At 65.2% G+C, this 18,881-nt stretch carries 17 protein-coding genes and 2 tRNA genes; 6 read left to right on the forward strand and 13 right to left on the reverse strand.

Annotated features, from left to right (window positions below; genetic code table 11):
- Positions 1-6 precede the first annotated feature (6 nt).
- Positions 7-636, forward strand: coding sequence for a class I SAM-dependent methyltransferase (locus AC3A6F_RS15230; RefSeq protein ID WP_487682116.1), 630 nt, complete (start codon positions 7-9; stop codon positions 634-636).
- Here the strand turns inward: AC3A6F_RS15230 and AC3A6F_RS15235 are convergent.
- The 7 genes from AC3A6F_RS15235 to AC3A6F_RS15265 form a co-directional block, all read right to left on the reverse strand.
- A complete protein-coding gene (locus tag AC3A6F_RS15235; protein WP_487682118.1) occupies positions 596-1,090 on the reverse strand; it encodes a hypothetical protein in 495 nt (164 codons plus the stop codon). The genes AC3A6F_RS15230 and AC3A6F_RS15235 overlap by 41 nt on opposite strands.
- A 91-nt stretch (positions 1,091-1,181) precedes the next feature.
- Positions 1,182-1,628 carry an STY0301 family protein gene (locus AC3A6F_RS15240; RefSeq protein WP_487682119.1) on the reverse strand — a complete coding sequence of 149 codons (447 nt, stop codon included), beginning with the start codon at positions 1,626-1,628 and terminating at the stop codon, positions 1,182-1,184.
- Positions 1,629-1,972: 344 nt separating this feature from the next.
- A tRNA-Val gene (locus tag AC3A6F_RS15245) sits at positions 1,973-2,047 on the reverse strand.
- Between the two features lie 164 nt (positions 2,048-2,211).
- A tRNA-Val gene (locus tag AC3A6F_RS15250) sits at positions 2,212-2,286 on the reverse strand.
- Between the two features lie 37 nt (positions 2,287-2,323).
- Positions 2,324-3,031 carry a DNA polymerase III subunit epsilon gene (gene dnaQ / locus AC3A6F_RS15255; protein WP_487682121.1) on the reverse strand — a complete coding sequence of 236 codons (708 nt, stop codon included), beginning with the start codon at positions 3,029-3,031 and terminating at the stop codon, positions 2,324-2,326.
- 84 nt (positions 3,032-3,115) lie between these two features.
- On the reverse strand, positions 3,116-3,583 hold the full coding sequence (gene rnhA, locus AC3A6F_RS15260) for a ribonuclease HI (RefSeq protein WP_487682123.1): 468 nt from the start codon (positions 3,581-3,583) through the stop codon (positions 3,116-3,118).
- The gene (locus AC3A6F_RS15265; protein ID WP_123070907.1) at positions 3,561-4,349 is read right to left on the reverse strand and encodes a class I SAM-dependent methyltransferase; all 789 of its coding nucleotides are present in this window, start codon (positions 4,347-4,349) and stop codon (positions 3,561-3,563) included. The genes rnhA and AC3A6F_RS15265 overlap by 23 nt, the downstream gene beginning before the upstream one ends.
- Before the next feature lie 26 nt (positions 4,350-4,375).
- Here AC3A6F_RS15265 and gloB point away from each other — a divergent pair, with 26 nt between their 5' ends.
- Entirely contained in the window at positions 4,376-5,188 is an 813-nt protein-coding gene (gene gloB / locus AC3A6F_RS15270; RefSeq protein ID WP_487682125.1) for a hydroxyacylglutathione hydrolase, read from the forward strand.
- A 42-nt stretch (positions 5,189-5,230) separates the two neighbouring features.
- Here gloB and aceB read toward each other — a convergent pair whose 3' ends face one another.
- Positions 5,231-6,820, reverse strand: a complete 1,590-nt coding sequence (gene aceB, locus AC3A6F_RS15275; RefSeq protein ID WP_487682127.1) for a malate synthase A — start codon at positions 6,818-6,820, stop codon at positions 5,231-5,233.
- A 171-nt stretch (positions 6,821-6,991) separates the two neighbouring features.
- On the opposite strand from aceB, the gene AC3A6F_RS15280 reads away from it, so the two are divergent.
- The gene (locus AC3A6F_RS15280) at positions 6,992-7,897 is read left to right on the forward strand and encodes a LysR family transcriptional regulator (protein WP_487682129.1); all 906 of its coding nucleotides are present in this window, start codon (positions 6,992-6,994) and stop codon (positions 7,895-7,897) included.
- A 98-nt stretch (positions 7,898-7,995) separates the two neighbouring features.
- Here AC3A6F_RS15280 and AC3A6F_RS15285 read toward each other — a convergent pair whose 3' ends face one another.
- The 4 genes from AC3A6F_RS15285 to AC3A6F_RS15300 form a co-directional block, all read right to left on the reverse strand.
- Positions 7,996-8,199 (reverse strand): cold-shock protein, encoded by a 204-nt coding sequence (locus AC3A6F_RS15285; protein ID WP_137176112.1) that lies wholly within the window; start codon positions 8,197-8,199, stop codon positions 7,996-7,998.
- Positions 8,200-8,540: 341 nt separating this feature from the next.
- Entirely contained in the window at positions 8,541-8,912 is a 372-nt protein-coding gene (locus AC3A6F_RS15290) for an Hpt domain-containing protein (protein WP_487682131.1), read from the reverse strand.
- 9 nt (positions 8,913-8,921) lie between these two features.
- Positions 8,922-9,572, reverse strand: coding sequence for a uracil phosphoribosyltransferase (gene upp, locus AC3A6F_RS15295; RefSeq protein ID WP_487682133.1), 651 nt, complete (start codon positions 9,570-9,572; stop codon positions 8,922-8,924).
- A gap of 94 nt (positions 9,573-9,666) precedes the next feature.
- Positions 9,667-11,352: an isovaleryl-CoA dehydrogenase gene (locus tag AC3A6F_RS15300; RefSeq protein WP_487682827.1), complete on the reverse strand. Its 1,686-nt coding sequence runs from the start codon at positions 11,350-11,352 to the stop codon at positions 9,667-9,669.
- A gap of 337 nt (positions 11,353-11,689) precedes the next feature.
- Here AC3A6F_RS15300 and AC3A6F_RS15305 point away from each other — a divergent pair, with 337 nt between their 5' ends.
- Together AC3A6F_RS15305 and AC3A6F_RS15310 are read left to right on the forward strand one after the other, a co-directional pair.
- Positions 11,690-13,444, forward strand: coding sequence for a putative bifunctional diguanylate cyclase/phosphodiesterase (locus tag AC3A6F_RS15305; protein ID WP_487682134.1), 1,755 nt, complete (start codon positions 11,690-11,692; stop codon positions 13,442-13,444).
- A complete protein-coding gene (locus AC3A6F_RS15310) occupies positions 13,441-14,958 on the forward strand; it encodes an HDOD domain-containing protein (protein ID WP_487682136.1) in 1,518 nt (505 codons plus the stop codon). Before AC3A6F_RS15305 ends, AC3A6F_RS15310 begins: the two co-directional genes overlap by 4 nt.
- Positions 14,959-15,145: 187 nt before the next feature.
- Here AC3A6F_RS15310 and aroC read toward each other — a convergent pair whose 3' ends face one another.
- Entirely contained in the window at positions 15,146-16,240 is a 1,095-nt protein-coding gene (gene aroC, locus AC3A6F_RS15315) for a chorismate synthase (RefSeq protein WP_487682138.1), read from the reverse strand.
- A gap of 202 nt (positions 16,241-16,442) precedes the next feature.
- On the opposite strand from aroC, the gene AC3A6F_RS15320 reads away from it, so the two are divergent.
- Positions 16,443-18,704 carry a GGDEF/EAL domain-containing response regulator gene (locus AC3A6F_RS15320; protein WP_487682140.1) on the forward strand — a complete coding sequence of 754 codons (2,262 nt, stop codon included), beginning with the start codon at positions 16,443-16,445 and terminating at the stop codon, positions 18,702-18,704.
- Positions 18,705-18,881: the final 177 nt, after the last annotated feature.

Raw genomic sequence — 18,881 nt, forward strand, 5'->3', positions numbered from 1 at the left:
AAAGCCTTGTCCGACGACCGTACGACCGCCCCATCCACCGTGCATGAGCGCCGTACCCTGTTGCACGGCGCCGCTACGCTGGCCGGCCTGGCGCTGGCCCCGGCGACGCTCCTGCCCGCGCTCGCGCAGCGGCCCTTGCCCAAGGTGCCGTATGTGACGACGCCGCAGGACATCGTCGAGCGCATGCTGTCGATGGCGAAGATCGGGCGGAATGACATGGTGTACGACCTCGGCTGCGGCGACGGTCGCATCGTTATCTCGGCCGCCCGCCGGTATGGCGCGCGCGGCGTGGGCATCGATCTCGATCCCGAACGCATTCGGGAAGCGAATGCCAATGCCCGCTCGGCCGGCGTGCAGGAACGCGTGCGCTTTCGCCAGGCCGACCTGTTCCGCACCGATTTCAGCCCGGCCACTGTAGTCATGCTGTACCTGCTGTTCGAGGTCAACCTGCAGCTGATGCCGCAGCTGTGGCGGCAGTTGCGGGTCGGCGCGCGCGTCGTGTCGCACGACTTTCACATGGGCGCCCAATGGCCGCCGGAGAGAATCGTGCGGGTGCGTGACAAGACCCTGTATGCGTGGACGATCACCGAGGAGCTCAAGCAGGAGCTTGGGCAAACGCGTGCAGCTCAGCCTTGACCAGCGCCAGCTGGCTCTCCACCACATCGCGCCCGTATTTTGAATCCTGCATCGCCATATGCCAGTGGCCGATGGCGCGCTGCAGGCCGTGTTCGTCGGTGACGGCGTCGATTTGCCGGACCAGGTCGGCGGCGATCAGGCCGAGATAGGTCTCGGCCGTGCGCACCAGCATGGCTTTCACCGGCGCCAGGCGCGCAGCGTCGTTCGGCGTCTCGGAAGCGATCGCGATCAGGCCGAGTGCGCTCAGTTCGTCGAGAATGCGTGCCAGCTGTGGGGCCGGCATCAGCGCCGCCAGCGCTCCCGCAGGTTTGTGCCCGTCGAGCATGATCAGTACGCTGCGCTGCCTGGCGCCGAGCCCGCCGCTGCGCTGGGCGATCTCGAGGCGGCCTTGCGCCGTCTTGGCATAGACAATATCGGAAAACGCGGGCGTGGCGGTAGGTGGTTCGGCGAGCATCGTCGTCCTGGGCCTGATGATCGCTTGATTCTATGAAGCAATTATTACAGCGATATGTCGGACAGGCCGTGGCGACAGTGAAGGCAGGGTGTTAAATGCACGAGATGACCGACACTGCATACGGCGGGCTTGCTTTCGGGTCAGTGTCGCGCCGATAGGTAACCGTACATTCCCTTGTAGCACTCGGTAGCTTCCGGGCTAAATACACATTGCTCGAGTACGTACAGACCATCCATTTATCGAGCTGATCGGCGACGCCACCGGTGAGAGAGTACTTGTGTTCTACCGTATCGCTCTTCTGGATAACGTCGCCCTTGAGTACACCTTCCTGTTCCAGTGGGCCGAGGCGGGCGCCTGCACCGTCCAGCTTCAGCTTCATGTCTGGCAGGTAGGCTCCAGTCCAGCCGGCTGGGCCCTGGACTTTTATCTGGTCGGACGTGACTGCTGATGGACAGACGATGCGCTGGTCAGCTTTCACCGGACCACAGGCCATGCACACAGCCAAGCAGGCTCTAACGGATCTCAAGTTCAGTTGCATCGGACTCTCCGAGATAGCAATATGCCGATGTACGGACCGAGAGGAAACCTACTTTGAGCCAGCCGACCTCGACCTAATTGTGAAGGCGAACTACGCGTGCGCTGTTGATCACACCGAACCCGATGCGCAGCATCTGCTCTACAGGAGCGACTCGGCCGCCATCGAGCGCCCACTGCCAGCCTGGGTAATTGAGTGGCCGGCGCGATGCCACGCCATGGAAGCGTGCCAGCAATAGCTTGAGGCGAAATAGGCAGCATCGGCGTCGATGCCTCGAGTTAATCGTTCAATTCCCGCCGCGCCAATACAAAAAGCCCGCATTGCGCGGGCCTTTCAATGAATCCTGTTGGTGGGAAGTGCAAGTTTCGAACTTGCGACCCCTGCAGTGTGAATGCAGTGCTCTACCCCTGAGCTAACCTCCCAACGAGGCCGTATTATGCCATAGAGTCTTGATTATTCCAAATGGCAATTGACCAACTTATTTGTACCGATACCGTGATCTCGAAAGAAACACGGCGAGGCAGCGATACCTGCCGCGCTTGCCGAAAACAAGAAGGCCAGCATTGCTGCTGGCCCTTGTGAATTCTGGTGGGAAGTGCAAGTTTCGAACTTGCGACCCCTGCAGTGTGAATGCAGTGCTCTACCCCTGAGCTAACCTCCCGAAGCGAGGCGTATTATGGCACAGAATCACTGTCTCGTCATCCCTGCGGAGAATAATTCCTCCACACGCAGCTGCCTTTCACGTTCTTGTCGAGGCCAGTCAGCACCTCGTCGTGCGCCGTGAGTTCTTCGCCGCTTGCCGCGACCACGATGATCTCGCCCAGCGGCACCACGTCGAGCGCGTCGCCGATGTTCGCGGTCTCGACTTCGACGTCCATCGTCAGCGAATTCTGGCCGCGGGTCATGGCCAGGTAGACGTCGGCCAGCAGCTCCGAGTCGAGCAGCGCGCCATGCAGCTTGCGGTGCGCGTTCGAGATCTCGTAGCGGTCGCACAGGGCGTCCAGCGAATTGCGCTTGCCCGGATGCAGTTCCTTGGCGTTCACCAGGGTGTCGATCACGCCGCTGCAGTGCTGGACGAAGGGCGGCAGGCCGATGCGGGTGAATTCGTGGTTCAGGAAGCCCAGGTCGAACGGCGCGTTATGGATGATGACTTCGGCGCCCTGCACGAACTCGCGCAATTCCTCGGCGATCTCGTGGAACTTCGGCTTGTCGCTCAAGAACTCGGTGGTCAGGCCGTGGACGGCCAGCGCCGCCTCGTCCGACTCGCGCTCGGGATTGATATAGCGGTGAAAATTATTGCCAGTCAGTTTACGGTTGAAGATTTCGACGCAGCCGACCTCGATGACGCGGTCGCCCGTGCGAGGATTCAGGCCGGTGGTTTCGGTATCGAGGACGATCTGGCGCATGGTGTTCTACAAGATGAATTGAAACTGAGTTGAAGCGGACCAGAGTATAGCAAAACCCGCCCCTGCCTTCCGGCGCTGAAACGGTCAGCGCCGGACCGAGGCCGCGCCGCGATTGGCCAGCACGTCGGCCCGCTCGTTGCCCGGATGGCCATTGTGGCCGCGCACCCAGCGCCATTCGACGGCGTGCTGCTGCTGGGCCAGGTCGAGCGCCTTCCACAGGTCGTCGTTCTTGACCGGCTCCCTGGCCGCCGTCTTCCAGCCGCGCGCCTTCCAGCCGTGGATCCATTCCGAGATCCCCTTCTGCACGTACTGGCTGTCGGTGTGCAGCACGATCTTGCAGGGACGGTTCAACACGCCAAGCGCCTCGATCACGGCGCGCAATTCCATGCGGTTATTGGTGGTGTTCGGCTCGCCGCCGAAGATTTCTTTCTCGTGGCCGTTCGAGACCAGGAGCGCGCCCCAGCCACCGGTGCCTGGATTGCCCTTGCACGCGCCGTCGGTAAAAATCTCGACCTGCGTCGTGCCCGCTTCACTCGTTTGTTGTTCGCTCATTCCTGTTCGCGGCCGGCACTGCCGCCGGTCGCTTGCTCGCTTTCTTGTTCCATGCGGGACCGATAATGTGCATGCCCTTGACCCGCTTGATCGCATGCACCACGTAGACCGCGCCGAGATACGGCCACCAGCGTCCGCCCGCCGATTCCATCATCGAGAAGCGGCTGAGCCAGTGGGCCGTGCGGCACGGCGGGGCGTAGCAGCCGAAATGGCTGCGTGTCACGCCCAGATTCAACAATTTTAGCCAGTCTTTCAGGCGCGGCAAAGAAATGAATTCACCGGACTCGGGCAGGTAGTCGCTTTGCGTGACGCGCCGGAAGCCCTGGCGCATGCCCCACAGGCTGGCCGGATTGAAGCCGCAGATGATCACCTGCCCTTCCGGAATCAAGACCCGCTCGACTTCGCGCAAGACCTGGTGCGGCTCGGCGGCGAACTCCAGCACGTGCGGCAGCACCACCAGGTCGATGCTGCTGGTGGCGAACGGCAATTCCTCGAAGTCGACCGCGACTGCGATCTGCTTGCCGCCCGCGGCGAACGCGAGTTCGTCCGCATGCGAGGTGCGCGTGGCCGCCTGCCATTTATTGGGCATGCGGCTGGCCGCCAGCGCATCGAGCTGGGGCACGCCGATCTGCAGCGCATTGAAGCCAAAGATATCCACCGTGAGCTCGTCCAGGCAGGCTTGCTCGAACGCGCGCACATAGGCGCCCGCTGGCGATTGCAGCCAGTTGTCGAGCGCTATAATGGATTTTTCGGATGCGCTATCCATGCCACCTCATTACCCCACGGTTCACCATGACGACTCCTCTGCGCACTCAGCTCGCGGCTCATCTCGCGATATTGACGCTTCCTGCCTTTAAAGATAATTACCTCTGGCTCATTCACGACGGCAGCAACGCAGCCATCGTCGACCCGGGCGACGCCGCGCCGGTCAAGGCCGCGCTGGCCGCGCACAAGCTGCGCCTGACCGCCATTCTACTCACCCATCACCATGCTGACCATATCGGGGGTGTGCCGGGCCTGCTCCAGGAGTGGGACGTGCCCGTGTTCGGGCCACGCAACGACGGCATCGCGCTGGTGACGCATCCGCTCGGCGAGGGTGAGCGCATCGACGTGCCGGGGCTGGATCTCACCCTGGACGTGCTGGACGTGCCGGGGCATACGCTTGGCCATATCGCCTATGTGCGGCGTGATCCAAGCGCCAGTTTGCTGTTTTGCGGCGACACGCTGTTCGGCGCGGGCTGCGGACGGCTGTTCGAAGGCACGCCGCAGCAGATGATGGCGTCGCTCGGGAAATTCACTGCGCTGCCGGACGACACGCTGGTCTATTGCGCGCACGAATACACGCTATCGAACCTGCGTTTCGCCCAGGCGGTAGAACCGGGCAACGCCGCGCTCGATGCGCGGGTGCAGGCCGACAGCGCGCGGCGCGAGGCCGGACAGCCGACCATTCCGTCGACGGTCGGCCTAGAGCGGGCGACCAATCCCTTCCTGCGGCAAGGCGAGGCGCGCATCGTGCAAAGCCTGGTCGAGGCGGGACGCCTGGCGCCGGGCGCCGGGCAGGTCGACGCCTTCGCGGCGCTGCGCGAATGGAAGAATACGTTCTGATTTATCGCATGGTTGGCGACCATGCCGCCAACCATATATAAATCAAATCTCCTCGTACAGCGGCAACGTCAGGAATTCGGCGAAGTCATCCGATGTCGACATGTCCTCGAAGATGACGGCGGCCCGCTCGTAGCTCGCATGCGTCCCGTCCGCCGCCACCACCTTCACCTTTTCCAGTTCCTCGGGAATCATATCCCGCACCATATCCGCCGTAACCTTGCGGCCATCCTCCAGCACACCCTTCGGTGAGCGGATCCACTGCCACACCTGCGAGCGGCTGATCTCGGCGGTCGCCGCGTCTTCCATCAGGTTGTGGATCGGCACGCAGCCATTCCCGGCCAGCCAGGCGCCCAGGTAGTGGATGCCGACATTGATGTTGTAGCGCAGGCCGGCCTCTGTAATCGGCGTCTCGGGCTGGAAATCGAGCAATTGCGCCGCCGTCACTTCGACGTCCGGACGCTGCTTCTCGAACTGGTTCGGCCGGTCACCCAGCACCTTGGTGAACTCCTCCATCGCCAAGCCCACCAGGCCGGGGTGCGCGACCCAGCCGCCGTCATAGCCGTCCGTGGCGTCGCGCGCCTTGTCGGTGCGCACGCCGCCCATCGCGATCTCGTTTTTTTCGGGGTCGTTCTTGATCGGAATAAGGGCCGACATGCCGCCCATGGCCGGCGCGCCGCGCGCGTGGCAGGTCTTGAGCAGTAGCAGCGCATAGGCGCGCATGAAGGGCGCCGTCATCGTCACCTTGGCGCGGTCGGCCAGGCAGAAGTCACGATCATGCTTGAACTTCTTGATGCACGAGAAGATGTAATCCCAGCGGCCGGCGTTCAGGCCGGCGCTGTGCTCGCGCAGCTCGTACAGGATCTCGTCCATCTCGAAGGCGGCAAGAATGGTCTCGATCAGCACCGTGGCCTTGATCGTGCCCTGCGGCAGGCCCAGCGCATCCTGGGTCATCACGAAGACGTCGTTCCACAGGCGCGCTTCCAGGTGCGATTCCAGCTTCGGCAGGTAGAAATACGGGCCGGCGCCGCGCGCCAGCAATTGTTTCGCGTTGTGGAACATGAACAGCGCGAAGTCGACGATGCCGCCCGAGACGCGCTGGCCGTCGACCAGCACGTGTTTTTCGTCCAGGTGCCAGCCGCGCGGACGCACGATCAGGGTCGCCACCTTGTCATTGAGCTGGTAGGACTTGCCGTTCTGTTCCAGCGAAATCGTTTTGCGGACTGCATCGACCAGATTGACCTGGCCCTGGATCTGGTTGTCCCAGTTGGGCGTGTTCGAATCCTCGAAGTCGGTCATATAGCTGTCGGCGCCCGAGTTGAGCGCGTTGATGACCATCTTGCGTTCGACCGGACCGGTGATTTCCACGCGCCGGCATGCCAGCGCCGGCGGGATCGGCGCGATGCGCCAGTCGCCGTCGCGGATGTGGGCGGTCTGGGGCAGGAAGTCCGGGCGCTCGCCGGCGTCGAGCCGCCGCGCCCGCTCGGCGCGCAAGGCCAACAATTCCTGGCGGCGCGGTGCAAACGCGCGCGCCAGCTGGGCCACGAGCGCGAGCGCTTCCGGCACCAGGATGTTCTCGTAGCCGGGCTTGATCTCGCCCGTGATCTGCATGCCTGCGGGGATGGTGAGGGACATATTGCCTCCTGAGTTTGATGAACAATGCGTGCAACGCCGCACCCGACGAGGGCGCTTCTTGGCGTTTGTCTTTGCATCAAGTATATTCACCTAAATAGCGCTAAACCATACAAATTCTCACAGCATCCGTGTGTTTTTGTATCAAATAAGAAGCAGGAGCGGGTAAACAACATGGGTAAATTCACCCAGATGGCGACCTTTGTCGAAGTCGTCGCGCGCGGCAGCCTGTCCGCCGCGGCGCGCGCCGAAGGCATCGCGCCGGCCATGATCGGCCGCCGGCTGGACGCGCTCGAGGCCCGGCTCGGGGTCAAGCTGCTGCAGCGCACGACGCGGCGGCTGGTCCTGACCGACGAGGGCACGGCCTTCCTCGAGGATTGCCAGCGCATCCTGGGCGAGGTCAATGACGCCGAGTCGGCCATTTCAGAGCACAGCATGCGCGCGTCGGGCCACCTGACGGTGTCGGCGCCGGCCGGCTTCGGCCGCCTGCACCTGGCGCCGCTGCTGCCCTCCTTCCTGGCCGAACACCGCGACGTGACCATCAACCTGAACCTGTCCGACCGCGTGATCGACCTGGTGGCCGAGGGCGTGGACGTGGCCATCCGCATCGCCAGCCTCGACGACTCGAACCTGGTCGGGGTCAAGCTGGCCGACAACCGGCGCGTGGTAGTGGCGACTCCCGCCTATCTCAAGCGCCACGGCCAGCCGCGCCAGCTGACCGACCTGGCGCGCCACAACTGCCTGCCGATCAGCAGCGAAGGCAGCCAGCGCGGCTGGACCTTCATGGATAATGGCAAGCCGGTGACCCTGAAAGTGGGAGGCAATATGGTGTGCAACGACGGCGCCGTGCTGCATGCCTGGGCGCTGGCCGGCAAGGGCCTGGCCTGGCGCTCGATGTGGGAAGTGGGCGGGCAGATCGCGCGCGGCGAACTGGTCACCGTGCTGGACGACTTCGCGGCGCCCGGCAACGACATCCACGCCGTGTTCGCCCAGCGCCGCCACTTGCCGCTGCGCATCCGTGCCTTCGTGGATTTCCTGCGCCGCAGCTACGCCGCGCCGGATTACTGGCGCCATCCCTGACGCAACCGGTGCGGCCCGCGTGGGGAGCGATGGGACGTACAGGCAAAAAAAATCCCCGGCAATTCCGGGGATTTTTGTCTCGTAAAGCCCTTAGGCTATTACAGAGGCTGGATGTTCGAGGCTTGCTTGCCCTTAGGGCCGGTGGTCACGTCGAACGAAACGCGCTGGTTTTCCTGCAGCGACTTGAAGCCGTTGCTCTGGATAGCCGAGAAGTGCGCGAACAGATCTTCGCCGCCTTCATCAGGGGTGATGAAGCCGAAGCCCTTCGAGTCATTGAACCATTTAACGATGCCAGTTGCCATTACAATTTCCTATTTCGGTTAGTTGGGCTTGCGCCCGTTTCAGATCGTTTGAAGAAGCAAGAAAGAAATGACAGACAGACTGCACTACTACCTCGAACCCAACGATCCCGTATTATACCGAATAAATCCGACGCGCACCCTATTCGTTAAATAAAAAAACCGCCTGACCGCAACGATTCTCAAATTCAATAAATAGGGGAGCGCGCGTTTTATCCCGTACGAGGGAAAATATAGGCGCAACACCCGACCAAATGTTTGCGATGAATCAAATTCCGCTCTGCCGCACGTTTGCGCATGCCGCTTGCGTAGCGCCGCGCACGAATGAGCGCCCCTGCAACGGCTCAGGTGAGGGATGTTGGATCGCGATGCGCGGTGCGGATGTATTCGTCGAGTTCCGCGCGCCAGGCTTGCCACTCCGTGGCGGCCACGACATCGAAGGCGCGCAGCACCCGTAGCCGCTGTTCCAGCAGGCGTGCATGGTGGCCCAGGCCGCGAAAGCCGAAGGTGGCCGCCGAGCCCGCCAGCGTATGCAGCATGGCCTGCACCTCGTTCGCCGCCGGCGCGACGTCGAAGGCCGGCTCGCCGGCGCGCTCCAGTTGCTGCGACAGCGCCGCCAGGCGCTCCAGGGTCGACGGCAGCCGCGCCGCGAACTTCTCGTTCAGTTCGGCGAGGCGCGCGAAGAACTGCTGGTCGGCCGGCTGCACGGTTGCCATCGCCGGCGCTTACTTGGTGCCGAAGATGCGGTCGCCCGCATCGCCCAGGCCCGGGATGATGTAGGCATGATCGTCCAGGTGCGAGTCGAGCGAGGCGACGTACAGCTTGACGTTCGGATGCGCATCCTGGACCACCTGCACGCCTTCCGGCGCGGCCACCAGCGCCAGGAACAGGATCTGCTCGTCCGGCACGCCACGCTTCTTGAGCACGTCGATCGCATGCACCGCCGAGTTGCCGGTGGCAACCATCGGGTCGCACAGGATGAAGGTACGGTCGACGGTATCCGGCAGGCGCACCATGTACTCGACCGGCTCATGGGTTTCCGGGTCGCGGAACACGCCGATGTGGCCGACCCGCGCCGACGGCACCAGTTCCAGCAGGCCGTCGCTCATGCCGATGCCGGCGCGCAGGATCGGCACCACGGCCAGCTTCTTGCCTGCGATCACTGGCGCATCGATGGTCACCAGCGGGGTCTTGATCGAGCGCGTCGTCAGCGGCAGGTCGCGCGTGATCTCGTATCCCATCAGCAGCGTGATCTCGCGCAGCAGTTCGCGGAAGGTGCGGGTCGAGGTGTCGTGCTCGCGCATATGCGACAGCTTGTGCTGGATCAGCGGGTGGTTCAGGATGTAGAGGTTCGGGAAGCGCTGGTCTTGTTTCATGGCGGAATTCAAAAGTTCTGTGTGAAGCATGCAAGCGCGCATTATCCCAGCCGCGCGGCCGTTTGTCCCGGTCTGCACGTGAAAAAAATGATAATCATGACACGAGGGCGCGCGCCAGGATCGCCCCCAGGTCGACAGCGGCCGGCAAGCGCCCGTAGGCCCCGCCCACCGGCTGCACGATGCGCGTGAGCAGGAACGCCTCACCCACACAGGGCGGCGCATGGCGCAGCAACAGCGCGGCCTGCACTGCCACCACGATCTGCTCGGCCAGCAGCCGCGCGCCGGCTTCGTCGTGCAAGCGCCCCGCCAGGCCGTCCAGCAGCGCCGCCACGTGGTCCGCGTAACGCGTGTCCAGCCCCGCCGCCGGCGCAAGCTCGGCCGCCAGCGCCGCCCGTGCGTCTTCCGGGGATTTGCCCAGCGCGCGCAGCAGGTCCAGGCACATCACATTGCCCGAGCCTTCCCAGATCGAATTGACAGGCAGCTCGCGGTACAGGCGCGCCAGCGGGCCGTCCTCGACATAGCCGTTGCCGCCCATGACTTCCATCGCCTCGGCCCCGAAGCCGGGACCGCGCTTGCAGATCCAGTATTTGCCGGCGGCGGTCAGGATGCGCCCCAGCAGCGCCTGGGATGGGTCCTGCCCCTCGTCGAAGCAGCGCGCCAGACGCAGGGCGAAGGCGGTGGCGGCCTCGGATTCCAGCGCCAGGTCGGCCAGCACATTGCGCATCAGCGGTTGTTCGGCCAGCGGCCGGCCGAAGGCGATGCGGCCGCGTGCATGGTGCAGCGCATGGCACAGGGCGGCGCGCATGATGCCGGCGCTGCCCAGCACGCAATCGAGACGGGTATGGCTGCCCATCTCGAGGATGGTCGGGATGCCGCGCCCCGGCTCGCCGATCATCCAGCCGAGCGCGCCGCAGAACTCGACCTCGGACGAGGCGTTCGAGCGGTTGCCCAGCTTGTCCTTCAGGCGTTGGACCCACACCGCATTTTTCCGTCCGTCGGCGAGAAAACGTGGCACCAGGAAGCAACTGAGCGCGCCCGCGCCTTCACCCACCTCGTCGCAGCGGGCCAGCACCAGGTGGGCGTCGGCCTGCGGCACCGAATAAAACCATTTGTGGCCGACGATGCGCCAGGCGCCCTCGCCCGCCGCGCCCTCTAGCTGCAGCTCGTCCGGCCCCAGCGGCGTGGCGCGCGTGGTGTTGGCGCGCACGTCGGAACCGCCCTGCTTCTCGGTCATGCCCATGCCGATCAGGGCTCCGCGCTTGTGCGCCACCGGCAAGGGCCGGGAATCGTAGTCGCGCGACAGGATTTTGGGTAGCCAGGCCGCCGCCAGGCCCGGTGCGCGGCGCAAGGCCGGCACCGCGGCATAGGTCATCGTCACCGGGCACTGGGCGCCGTTCTCGGCCTGGCCGAACAGCAGGTATTGCGCCGCCCGCGCCACCTGGGCGCCGGGGCGCGGATCGCTCCAGGGCGCGCTATGGGCGCCGGCGCCGATCATCAGGGTCATCAGGGCATGCCAGGCGGGGTGGAATTCGGGCTCGTCGATGCGGCGCCCGGCGCGGTCGAAGCTCGCCAGCGTCGGGCCGTGGACATTGGCCAGGCGCGCCAGCTCCTGGACTTCGGCGCTGCCCAGCCGCGCACCGAGCGCGTCCAGTTGCGCCGCCGCCCAGCCGCCGCCCTCGCGCTGCAGCGCTTCCTGCAACGCCGGATCGCAGGCGTACAGGTTGATGCCGGTGAATGGCGGCGCCTGGTTCTCGACCTCGTGGGTGGCGAATCGGTCCATCATCTCCCCTCTACGCACATATGCTTATTGCCGAATGTTGCATTGCGGCATCACAATTGCACTTTATTACGTCGTTACAATCAAGAATAAGCGACAATATAGCGTGACAAACTTGACTGTCCTGCAAGGAGGTTAGCGCCAACATGCTTGTCGGGCAAGCAGGCTGCGCTGGCTCAACAAAGGTTGGAATCATCGCATGACTTGTGCTTTCTAATGCTTTGCGGAATTTTTCAGTGATAGAGTCATCTCTGGTTTGGTAGACTTGCACGGATTCACATGTGACATTGGCATGACGTGCACGTGCCGCAACAAGAAAGCAAGAAAGCTCCTCGACAACATGCACACCAGTTCCTCCGCCGCGCCCCCGCCCCAGCCGGCCGCCGCTCCTGCGCAGGCGGCGGTGCTGCCAGCGGCGCTGCTCGACGGCTTGCTGGAAACGGCCGGCGATGCCGTGTTCCGCGTCGCGCCCGATGGCGCGATCCACGTGGCCGGCACGCGCGCGCAGCGCCTGTCGGGCTTCGAAGCCGGCTGCTCGCTGTTGTCGCTGGTGCACGAAATCGACCAGACCGCACTGCGCAATGCGCTGGCCGCCGCCGCCGCCGGCCACGAGGCGGTGCTGGTCGAGACGCGCTTTCGCTCCGGCGAGCGTGACCTGTGGTTCGAGTTGCGCATTGCGCGCCTGGCCACCGGCGACGCCGCACCGCTGCTGGTGATCGGCCGCGATATGTCGGTCCAGCATGCGACCGAAGAGCGCCTGCGCCACATGGCGACCCACGACGCCCTGACCGAACTGCCCAACCGGGTGCTGCTGTCGGACCGGATCCGGATGGTGATCGCCAACGCGCGCCGCTCGGGCCAGGGCTTCGCGGTCGCCGCCATCGGCCTGGACGGCTTCAAAAAGGTCAACGACGGCCTGGGCCACCCGCTGGGAGATACCGTGCTGCAGATGGCGGCCGTTCGCCTGCGCCGCACCCTGCGCGACAGCGATACGCTGGCCCGGGTCGGCGGCGACGAATTCATCGCGGTGCTGCCGGGCACCTTCACCGAGCCGCAGATCAAGCTCGTGACGGGGCGCCTGATGGCCACCCTGCAGTCGCCGTTCGAGGCCGGCGGCCACACGATCTATCTGGGCGCCTCGATCGGCGTGGCGGTCTACCCGGACCACGCCGAAGACGAAGTGCGGCTGGTGACGCTGGCCGACGCCGCCCTGTCGCGCGCCAAGGAAACCGGCAAGGGCCGCGCCGTGGTCTACAGCCCCAGCGACCAGAGCCCGCCGCAACACGACATCTCGCTCGAAGCGGCCATGTTCAATGCGGTGCGCGAGGGCGAATTCCTGCTCTACTACCAGCCGATCATGAACGCACGCAGCCGCATCATCGAGGGCTTCGAGACCCTGATGCGCTGGAAGCATCCGACCCTGGGCATGGTGCCGCCGGTGCGCTTCATCCCGATCGCCGAGAGCAACGGCCTGATCAACCTGCTCGGAGCCTGGGCCCTGAAGGCGGCCTGCATGCAGATCCGCCAGTTCCAGGAAGTGGCCGGGCGCGAGCTGTACATCTCGGTCAATATCAGCCCGCGCCAGTTCCGCAGCGACCGTTTCCTGACCGTGCTGGACGACGCGCTGGCGCTGTCCGGCCTCGACGGCCGCCAGCTGGTGCTCGAGATCACCGAGGGCACGCTGATGATCGACCCGACGCACGCCGAAGACATCCTGGCGCGCATGGTGGAGCGCCATGCGCGCATCGCGATCGACGATTTCGGCACCGGCTACTCGTCGCTGGCCTACCTAAAACGCTTCCCGATCTCGGTGCTCAAGATCGACCGCGCCTTCGTGAAGGACTTGCCGGCGTCGAACAAGGACGCGGCCATCTGCAACGCGATACTCGACCTGGCCAGGCACCTCTCCCTGTCTGTGGTGGCCGAAGGCGTCGAGACCGAGGAGCAGCTGGCCTGGCTGGACGACCAGGGCTGCCATTACGTCCAGGGCTACCTGACGGGCAAGCCGATGCCGGCCAATGTTGCCGTCACCGCCCTCAAGGAAAATCTCTATACCGCTCTTCTGCCTGCCGACCACCGGACAGGAAAATCATGACCACACAAGCCAGCATCGCGGCCACTGCGCCGGCCGCCACCCCGCACTCGGCGAAGTCGCAAGCCACCCTCGCCCTGCTGTGGGAGCGCATCCGGCGCCAGGGCGACATGCCGGGCTTCACCAAGGCCATCAGCGCCATCCTGGCCTCGATGCGCGGCGAGGACGAGCGCGACTTCTCGATGACGCAGACGGTGCTGTCCGACCCGGTGCTGACCCAGAAGGTGCTGCGCCTGGCCAACAGCAGCATGTATTCGGCCTTCGGCCAGCACGTCAACACCATCTCGAAGGCGGTGCTGGTGCTGGGCACCGAGTCGATCGGCCACCTGGCGCTGGGCCTGAAACTGATCGAGGAACTGAGCCGCAGCAGCCCGGACACCGAAGCCGCCCACGTCGAGATGGAAAAGGCGGTGCTGGCCGGGATGGTGGCGCAGCAGCTGGCGGCCGACTCCCGCTCGCGCGACCCCGAAGAGGCCGTGGTGTGCTCGATCCTGCACTCGCTGGGCCGCATGATGCTGACCTTCTACATGCCGGAGCGCTGGACCCGGATGCGCGAGGCCGCCGGCGAAGGCCGCGAAGAAAGCGCGGCCCACGAGGTGCTCGGCCTGTCGCTGGAAGAAGTCGGCCGCGCCACCGCCGCCCACTGGGGCCTGCCGCGCAACCTGATGGCCGGCATGCGCCGGGTCGAACCGGGCGAGCGCTTCGAAGGCTTCGCCCACGAGGACTGGCTGGCCGCGCTGGGCAGCATGTCGACCCAGGCCGCCGACGCCCTGTGGGCCGACGATGCGGCCAGCGCCGAGAAGGTCGCGCAACTGGCCGAAAGCTTCGCACCGATGCTGGGCCTGCCGGCGAGCGGCATCCTGGCCTCGATCGACAAGGCCAAGGTGGAAGCGGCGTCCGACCTGTCGATCGCGCCGCTGGCCAAGCCGGCCGAGAAACGCGCGCAACAGGCCGCCGCCACCAGGAAGCGCATCGCCGGCAACAAGATCCTGATGAGCGGCGTGGCCGACATGCGCGACGTCGGCGCCACCGCCACCGCCGGCCAGATGATCTCGATGGCCCTCGAGACGATGCACAAGGGCCTGTCGTTTACGCGCTCATTTGCTTTTCTTCGCAATCGGCGCGAAGGCCGCTATTCGGCGCGCCTGGGACTGGGTGAGGACGTCAAGGCGATGCTGCCGAACCTGGCGTTCGACGACGTCTATGAACCGAACGTGTTCCACGCGGCGCTGGGAAGCGACCGCGTGATCTTCATCGAGAACGCGCACGACACCAAGTTCGCGACCAAGCTGCCGGGCTGGTGGAAAGGCACGCTGGCCGAGGCGCACTGCTTCGTGATCATTCCGCTGTGCGCCCACGGGCAGCCGGCGGGCTTCATCTACGGCGACTGGGACGACACCTTCCCGCAGGTGATCCTGAGCCAGACCGAGTTCTCGCTGCTCAACGACCTGCGCGCGCTGGTGGTGCGCACGGTCGAGCGCAGGCATCAGATGGAAGCGATCGTTACGCGGGTTTGACGAGGGTGTGGGTGATCCACGCCGCCCCTCCTTGAGTTTGCTTTCGCACGTCGTTCCCGCGCAGGCGGGAACCCAAGTGTCCACGCGCTGCCGCTACGGTGCGCGATTGCAGCTGCGCTAGGGACTTGGGTTCCCGCCTTCGCGGGAACGACGGATCATGGGCCAACGAGTGCCGTTGGCCGCAGCCTTATTTCAGCTTCGGTGTCGCAACCTGCACGTCGCCGCACTGCGCCCGGTTCATCAGCGCGTGGTCGATCAGCACCAGCGCCAGCATCGCTTCGGCGATCGGCGTCGCGCGGATGCCCACGCAGGGATCGTGGCGGCCGAAGGTTTCGACCGTCGCCGGGTTGCCGGCCTTGTCGATCGAGCGGCGCGGCACGCGGATCGAGGACGTCGGCTTGATCGCCAGCGACACCGTGATGTCCTGGCCGGTCGAGATCCCGCCCAGCACCCCACCCGCGTGGTTGCCGACGAAGCTCTCGAGGGTCAGCTCGTCGCCATGTTCCGAACCGCGCTGCGCCACCGAGGCGAAGCCGGCGCCGATTTCCACGCCCTTGACCGCGTTAATCCCCATCATCGCATAGGCGATGTCGGCATCGAGCTTGTCGTAGATCGGCTGGCCCAGGCCCACCGGCACGCCGCGCGCCACCACGTCGATGCGCGCGCCGATTGAGTCGCCGTCGCGCCGCAGCTGGTCCATCGCATCCTCCATGCGCTGCAGCAGGGCCGCGTCGCCGGTGGCGGCGAAGAAGGGATTGGCGTGCACGTGTTCCCAGCCCTCGAACGGCACGGCGATATCGCCCAGCGCGCTCATATACCCCATCAGTTCAGTGCCGTACTTCTCGCGCAGCCACTTCCTGGCGACGGCGCCGGCGCCGACCACCGGCGCGGTCAGGCGCGCCGACGAACGGCCGCCGCCGCGCGGATCGCGCACGCCGTATTTATGCCAATAGGTATAGTCGGCATGGCCGGGGCGGAAGCTTTCGGCGATATTGCCGTAGTCCTTGCTGCGCTGGTCTTCGTTCCGGATCAGCAGCGCGATCGGGGTGCCGGTAGTGACGCCCTGGTAGACGCCGGACAGGATCTCGACCCGGTCCGCCTCCTGGCGCTGGGTGACGTGGCGCGAAGTGCCGGGCTTGCGACGGTCCAGTTCGGGCTGGATGTCGGCCTCGGAGAGGGTCATGCCGGGCGGGCAGCCGTCGATGACGCAGCCGATCGCGGGACCATGCGATTCGCCGAAGGTGGTGACGGAAAACAGCTTGCCAAATGTATTGCCGGACATGGGATTGATGAGTTCGGATTGATCGAATTACCATTTTAACAGGCGATCTGGCAAGCAGAAACGAACATCGACCGATCGACTGTCGCAAATATGTTTCCATAAGGATATATTTTTCACTGGCGAGCCGGATCGTGCCCTTGCCTTTTTACAATTGCATATATACTGAAGTTATCCATGCCGAGCCAATCTGGAGACGTAGCACATGCCAGTATCGATTACGCCTTCGGGACCACTGAAGGATGCCCGCATTGACGATGACCTCGTCAACGACGACCTCGTCTTTGCCGACGAAGCCGCCGCCGCCGCATCCCCGAGTCCAGCCTGGCGGATCCTGGTGGTCGATGACGATGCCGACGTGCACTCGACCACTACCTTCGCTCTCGGCAACGTCGAGATGCAGGGCCGCCCGCTGGTCTTCCTGCACGCTTATTCCGCCAGCGAAGCCTTCGAGCTGCTGGCGCGTGAACACGATATCGCCGTCATCCTGCTGGACGTGGTGATGGAACGCGCCGACGCCGGCCTGCGGCTGGTGCGCCGCATCCGCGACGAGCTGGGCCTGCATGACGTGCGCATCATCCTGCGCACCGGCCAGCCCGGCTATGCGCCGGAGATGGAAGCGATCCGCGGCTACGACATCAACGATTACCGCACCAAGTCCGAGCTGACCCGCACCAAGCTGTATACGACGGTGGCGGCCGCGATCCGATCTTACCAGCAAATTCGCGCGCTCGAGGCCAACCGGATCGGCATGGAGCGCATCGTCGCCGCCTGCGCCGAGCTGATGGCCCTGCACGGCGTGCGCGACGTGGCGGCCGGCATCCTGGCCCAGGCCGGGCGCCTGGTCGGCCAGCCGCCCGAGGGCGTGCTGTGCACCCGCGACAGCGGCCATAGCCGCCCCGAGACCCTGCGCGCCGTGGCCGCCGCCGGCGCCTGCCGCAACCTCGATGGCCGTGAACTGAGCGGACAGTTCGCGGTCGCCGCCGAGCGCACCCTGCTCCAGCGCCAGTGCGGCGCCGAAGACGGCCTGCTGAACATGTATTTCCCGGGCAAGGCGGGCCGCGATTTCGTGGCCTGCATTCCGCTCGAGCGGCCGATCGACGAGGTCGAGCGGCGCCTGCTGAAGGTGTTCTGCGGCATGGTGGCGGTGTGCCTCGACAACTGCGAGCTGGTCACCAGCCTGAACAAGTCGGCCTTCCACGATCCGCTCACCGGCCTGCCGAACCGCACCCGCATGGTCGAGCTGCTGGACGCCCTCCTGTCCGGCCCGCGCCGCGCGACCTCGGTGCTGGCCCTGGTCGACCTCGACCACTTCGCAGAAACCAACGACGCCCTCGGCCACCATTTCGGCGACCTGCTGCTGGTGGCGGTCGGGCAGCGCCTGACGTCGCGCCTGGCGCCGGGCCTGGAGATCGGCCGCATCGGCGGCGACATCTTCTGCGTGCTGGGCGACGCCGACGCGGTCCAGCCGGCCCAGATCCAGGCCCTGTTCCGCGAATCGTTCCGCATCGACGGCCAGGACGTGCAGGTATTCGCCACGCTCGGCCTGGTGCGCCTGCCGGAACACGACGGCAGCGGCGCCGACGCCCTCAAGGATGCCGACATCGCGCTCAAGCGCGCCAAGTCGCAGCAGCGCGCCGGCCACTTCTATTTTTCGCGCAGCATGGGCGTCGAGATCCGCGAGCGGGTGCGCATGATGCACGCGCTGCGCAGCGGCTTCCAGCGTGGCCAGCTGTTCCTGCACTACCAGCCGCAGGTCGACCTGGCCACCAATCGCCCGTTCGGCGCCGAGGCGCTGCTGCGCTGGCGCCTGGACGACGGCCGCCTGGTGCCGCCCGACCGCTTCATCCCGATCGCCGAATACTCGGGCCTGATCGTCGAGATCGGCGAATGGGTGCTGCGCCAGGCCTGCGCCGAACTGATGCGCCTGCGCGCGGCGGGCCACCGCGACTTCACGATGTCGGTGAACGTCTCGCAGGTGCAGTTCCGCCATCCGCACTTCGTCGACATGCTGCGCCGCGCGCTGCTCGACACGGGCGCGCCGCCAGACTACATCGAGCTGGAGATCACGGAATCGATGGCGATGGAAGAACCGGCGCTGCTGGTCGAGAAGCTGGCCCAGGTCAAGCGCACCGGCGTGTCGATTGCGATCGACGATTTCGGCACCGGCTTCTCGTCGCTCTCGCATCTGCAGCGACTGCAGGTGGACCGGCTCAAGATCGACCGCACTTTCGTGACCGAGATCACGGGATCGGCGCGCGGCAGCAGCATCGCGCAGATGGTGGTGCAGCTGGGCCGCAACCTGGGATTGTCGGTGATCGCCGAAGGGGTAGAGGACGAGCGCCAGGCCCAGATCCTGCGCCAGCTCGGCTGCCCGCTGGCGCAGGGCTTCCTGTATGCGCGGCCGCTGTCGCCGGAAGCGCTGCTGGAGTGGCTGGCGGGGAATCCGATGACGCGCGCGGCGTGAAGGATGTCGTGATCGGCATCGTCGTCGGCACATCAACCAACGTCGTTCCCGCGCTCGCCGGGCGCCTTGGCGGGAACCTAAGTCATACGAGTCGTCGATACGATCTACCGTTGCGGCAGCGCGAAGAAACTTAGGTTCCCGCCTTCGCGGGAACGACGGTTAATCCGGCGCCAGCAC

This window comes from Massilia sp. Soil_C_3 (genome assembly GCF_057657035.1).

What these genes read in the sequence shown, in the direction of transcription:
- AC3A6F_RS15320 (WP_487682140.1), top strand. Translation starts at nt 16,443, where the DNA reads ATGCCAGTATCGATTACGCCTTCGGGACCACTGAAGGATGCCCGCATT.
- rnhA (WP_487682123.1), bottom strand. Translation starts at nt 3,583, where the DNA reads ATGAGCGAACAACAAACGAGTGAAGCGGGCACGACGCAGGTCGAGATT.
- AC3A6F_RS15290 (WP_487682131.1), bottom strand. Translation starts at nt 8,912, where the DNA reads ATGGCAACCGTGCAGCCGGCCGACCAGCAGTTCTTCGCGCGCCTCGCC.
- AC3A6F_RS15310 (WP_487682136.1), top strand. Translation starts at nt 13,441, where the DNA reads ATGACCACACAAGCCAGCATCGCGGCCACTGCGCCGGCCGCCACCCCG.
- AC3A6F_RS15305 (WP_487682134.1), top strand. Translation starts at nt 11,690, where the DNA reads ATGCACACCAGTTCCTCCGCCGCGCCCCCGCCCCAGCCGGCCGCCGCT.
- aceB (WP_487682127.1), bottom strand. Translation starts at nt 6,820, where the DNA reads ATGTCCCTCACCATCCCCGCAGGCATGCAGATCACGGGCGAGATCAAG.
- AC3A6F_RS15285 (WP_137176112.1), bottom strand. Translation starts at nt 8,199, where the DNA reads ATGGCAACTGGCATCGTTAAATGGTTCAATGACTCGAAGGGCTTCGGC.
- AC3A6F_RS15300 (WP_487682827.1), bottom strand. Translation starts at nt 11,352, where the DNA reads ATGGACCGATTCGCCACCCACGAGGTCGAGAACCAGGCGCCGCCATTC.
- aroC (WP_487682138.1), bottom strand. Translation starts at nt 16,240, where the DNA reads ATGTCCGGCAATACATTTGGCAAGCTGTTTTCCGTCACCACCTTCGGC.
- AC3A6F_RS15265 (WP_123070907.1), bottom strand. Translation starts at nt 4,349, where the DNA reads ATGGATAGCGCATCCGAAAAATCCATTATAGCGCTCGACAACTGGCTG.
- dnaQ (WP_487682121.1), bottom strand. Translation starts at nt 3,031, where the DNA reads ATGCGCCAGATCGTCCTCGATACCGAAACCACCGGCCTGAATCCTCGC.
- gloB (WP_487682125.1), top strand. Translation starts at nt 4,376, where the DNA reads ATGACGACTCCTCTGCGCACTCAGCTCGCGGCTCATCTCGCGATATTG.
- upp (WP_487682133.1), bottom strand. Translation starts at nt 9,572, where the DNA reads ATGAAACAAGACCAGCGCTTCCCGAACCTCTACATCCTGAACCACCCG.
- AC3A6F_RS15240 (WP_487682119.1), bottom strand. Translation starts at nt 1,628, where the DNA reads ATGCAACTGAACTTGAGATCCGTTAGAGCCTGCTTGGCTGTGTGCATG.
- AC3A6F_RS15235 (WP_487682118.1), bottom strand. Translation starts at nt 1,090, where the DNA reads ATGCTCGCCGAACCACCTACCGCCACGCCCGCGTTTTCCGATATTGTC.
- AC3A6F_RS15280 (WP_487682129.1), top strand. Translation starts at nt 6,992, where the DNA reads ATGGGTAAATTCACCCAGATGGCGACCTTTGTCGAAGTCGTCGCGCGC.